Source organism: Faecalibacterium sp. DFI.5.82, assembly GCF_029076575.1.
Classification (GTDB): domain Bacteria; phylum Bacillota; class Clostridia; order Oscillospirales; family Ruminococcaceae; genus Faecalibacterium; species Faecalibacterium duncaniae.
The window spans coordinates 1-325 of the sequence record NZ_JARFIS010000300.1 but is presented as its reverse complement, the minus strand read 5'-3'; the positions used below and the strand labels follow the sequence as shown (position 1 = coordinate 325).

Sequence of the window (325 nt, the reverse complement as noted above, 5' to 3'; positions counted from 1 at the left end):
AAAAGAACAAAAACGCTCTGTCCAGCCTTTCGGACATCAAGCCCGGGGACTATGTGGTGCACCAGAGCCACGGCATCGGTCTGTACGCGGGCATCCAGCGGCTGGAAGTGCAGGGTGCCATCAAGGATTACCTGAAGATCCAGTATTCCGGCTCCGATGTGCTCTATGTGCCCGTCACCCAGCTGGACCTGCTCAGCCGATACACCGCCCCCGGCGACGAGGAAAAGGTGAAGCTGGCCAAGCTGGGCGGCACCGAATGGCAGCGCACCCGCGCCAAGGTGAAAAAGGCCACCGAGGAGATGGCCCAGGAGCTCATTGAGCTGTA

The 325-nt window shown here is 60.3% G+C and carries 1 protein-coding gene; it reads left to right on the top strand.

Annotated features, from left to right (window positions below; all coding sequences use genetic code 11):
* The coding region (locus P0G09_RS16705) for a CarD family transcriptional regulator (RefSeq protein WP_275253225.1) at nucleotides 1–325 on the top strand (325 nt) is incomplete at both ends.